This is a genomic window from Streptomyces sp. NPDC047880 (genome assembly GCF_040706515.1).
In the GTDB taxonomy this organism is placed as follows: Bacteria; Actinomycetota; Actinomycetes; order Streptomycetales; family Streptomycetaceae; genus Streptomyces.
The window spans coordinates 1-3,194 of the sequence record NZ_JBEZOK010000060.1 but is presented as its reverse complement, the minus strand read 5'-3'; the positions used below and the strand labels follow the sequence as shown (position 1 = coordinate 3,194).

At 66.5% G+C, this 3,194-nt stretch carries 1 protein-coding gene; it reads left to right on the top strand.

The genetic code is table 11. The features are described 5' to 3' along the window. Window positions 1-21 precede the first annotated feature (21 nt). A partial coding sequence (locus AB0937_RS38455) for an amino acid adenylation domain-containing protein (RefSeq protein ID WP_366718851.1) occupies window positions 22-3,194 on the top strand: 3,173 nt, incomplete at its 3' end.

Here is a 3,194-nt window from a genome sequence, read left to right as displayed (position 1 = left end):
CTGAAGGCGGGGGCGGGGTATGTGCCGATCGATGTCGATTATCCGGCGGATCGTGTCGAGTTCATGGTCGGTGATGCGGGTCTGGCGTGTGTGATTACTGCTTCGGGGACGGTTTTTCCTGAGGTGTCGGTGCCGTGCTTGGTGCTGGGTGATTCTGGTTTTGAGGGTCGGCTGGCGGGTGTGTCGGGTGCGGATGTTGCTGATGTTGAGCGTGTGGGTTCGCTGAGTGTGGATCATCCGGCGTATGTGATTTATACGTCTGGTTCGACGGGGCGTCCTAAGGGTGTGATGGTTTCTCATCGGAGTGCGGTGGGTTATCTGCGGTGGTGTGGTGAGGAGTATGAGGGTCTGCGTGGGGTGGCGGGTCTTCATTCGTCGGTGGCGTTCGATTTGACGGTGACGTCGTTGCTGGGCCCGTTGCTGGTGGGCGGGTGTGTGCGTGTGGTCGGTTTGACGGAGAGCGTGGACGTGGTTGAGGCGTTGTCGGGTGAGTGGGGTTGCACCTTTTTGAAGGTGACGCCAAGTCATTTGACTTTGCTGGGTGATCTGGCGCGGGGTTGTGCGTTGTCGGGTGATGTGGTGGTGGGTGGGGAGGCGCTTTCTGGTGAGGTGGTTCGGCGCTGGGGTGAGGTGAATCCTGCGGCCAGGGTGGTGAATGAGTACGGTCCGACCGAGGCGACGGTTGGGTGTGTCGCGTATTCCGTTCGTCCTGGTGATGTTTTTTCGGCTGCTGGTGTGCCGATCGGGGTGCCGATTGCGAATACGCGGGTGTTTGTGCTGGATGGTTTGTTGCGGCCGGTGCCGGTGGGTGTGGCGGGGGAGTTGTATGTGGCGGGTGCGGGTCTGGCGCGGGGGTATGTGGGGCGTCCTGGTTTGACGGGTGAGCGGTTTGTGGCGTGCCCGTTCGGTGAGGTGGCGGGTGCGCGGATGTATCGGACGGGGGATGTGGTGCGGTGGTCGGCCGGTGGCCGGCTGGAGTATCTGGGGCGTGCGGATGAGCAGGTGAAGATCCGCGGGTTCCGGATCGAGCCGGGTGAGGTCGAGGCGGTACTGGCCGCGCATCCGCAGATCACGCAGGTGGCGGTGGTCGCCCGTGAGGATGTTCCCGGGGACAAGCGCCTGGTGGCGTATGTGGTGGGGGATGCGGCCCCGGCCGAGCTGCGTGACTTCGTGGGTGAGCGGTTGCCGCAGTACATGGTGCCCTCGGCGGTCGTGGTTCTTGAGGCGTTGCCGTTGACGGTGAACGGCAAGCTGGACCGCAAGGCCCTGCCCGCACCGGAGTATGCGAGTGGCGGAGGCCGGGGTCCGGTGTCGGTGCAGGAGGAGATCCTGTGCCAGGCCTTCGCCCAGGTCCTCGGTCTGGACGAGGTGGGTGTCGAGGACGACTTCTTCGCTCTCGGTGGGCATTCGTTGCTGGCGACCCGGCTGGTCAGTCGGGTGCGTGCGGTGCTGGGTGTGGAAGTGGCACTGCGGACCCTCTTCGAGGCGTCTACTCCGGCCGGGCTCGCGGCGCGGCTGGGCCAGGCGGACACGGCGCGTCCGGCTCTGGTGGCGGGGGAGCGCCCGGAGCGGGTGCCGTTGTCCTACGCGCAGCGTCGGCTGTGGTTCATCAGCCAGCTGGAGGGCCCGAGTTCCACCTACAACCAGCCTGTGGTCCTGCGGCTGACGGGGGCACTGAACCGGCAAGCATTGGAAGAGGCGCTGCGGGATGTGGTCGGGCGTCATGAGGTGCTGCGGACGGTGTTCGCAGTCGCCGACGGTGAGCCGTATCAGCGCATCCTGCCCGTCCACGAGACCGACTTCGCGCTGACTGTCGCCGATGTGAAACCCGAGAGTCTCGATGAGGCGGTTACTGAGGCGGCAGGGTATGCCTTCGATCTGAGTTCCGAGATTCCGCTGCGGGCGTGGTTGTTCGCCACGGGCCCTGACGAGCACGTGCTCGTGGTGGCGGTGCATCACATTGCGAGTGATGGGTGGTCGTCTGCTCCGTTGGAGCGGGACTTGACGTCTGCTTATGCGGCGCGGTGTGAGGGGCGTGCTCCGGTGTGGGAATCCCTGCCGGTGCAGTACGCCGACTATGCGTTGTGGCAGCGGGAGATGCTCGGGTCCGAGGAGGATCCGGAGAGCGTGTTGTCGCGTCAGGTGGGGTTCTGGCGTGAGGCGCTGGCCGGTGCCCCGGAGGAGCTGTCGCTGCCGTATGACCGGTCGCGTCCTGCGATCGCCTCGCATGAGGGGCATGCGGTGGGGGTGCAGGTGCCGGCTGGGGTGCATGCGCGGTTGCGTGAGGTGGCGCGTGAGCGTGGCGTGACGGTGTTCATGGTGTTGCAGGCTGCGCTGGCGGTGACGTTGTCGCGGTTGGGTGCGGGCACGGACATTCCGATCGGTTCGGCGATCGCGGGGCGTACGGATGAGGCGCTGGATGAGCTGGTGGGTTGCTTCGTGAACACGCTGGTGATCCGGACGGACTTGTCGGGTGATCCGACGTTCGGTGAGGTGCTGGAGCGGGTGCGGGAGACGAGTCTGGCGGGGTTCGGGCATCAGGATGTGCCGTTCGAGCGGCTGGTGGAGGAGCTGGCGCCGGCGCGTTCGGCGGCTCGTCATCCGTTGTTCCAGGTCATTTTGACGATGCAGGACACGGTGTCGGTGGCGGGTGTGGGTGGGTCGGCTGCGCGGGTGCCGGGTCTGCGGGGCAGTGCGCTGCCTTTGGGCCGGGTTGGGGCGAAGTTCGATCTGTCGGTGCTGGTGGGGGAGCGGTTCGACCGGGGCGGTGCACCGGCGGGCATCGGCGGGGTGGTGACCGCGGCGGCGGATCTGTTCGAGCCCGACACCGTCACCCGCATGGCCGAAGCCCTGAACCTGCTGCTGGACCAGGTCGTCGAGGACCCCTCCACACGACTGAGCGCGGTCGATGTCGTCTTGCCGGATGAGCGTCGGCGGGTGCTGGTGGAGTGGAACGACACGGGTGTGCCGGTGGTGGCGTCCACGGTGCTGGGGTTGTTCGAGGATCGGGTGGGGCGGTCGCCGGGTGCGGTGGCGGTCGTGCAGGGCGGTGTGTCGGTTTCGTTCGCGGAGTTGGAGGTGCGGGCGAACCGTCTGGCACATTATCTGCGGGCGCAGGGTGTGGGTGCGGAGTCGGTGGTGGGCCTGTGCCTGCCGCGGGGCGTCGAGACTCTGGCGGGGATGCTGGCGGTGTG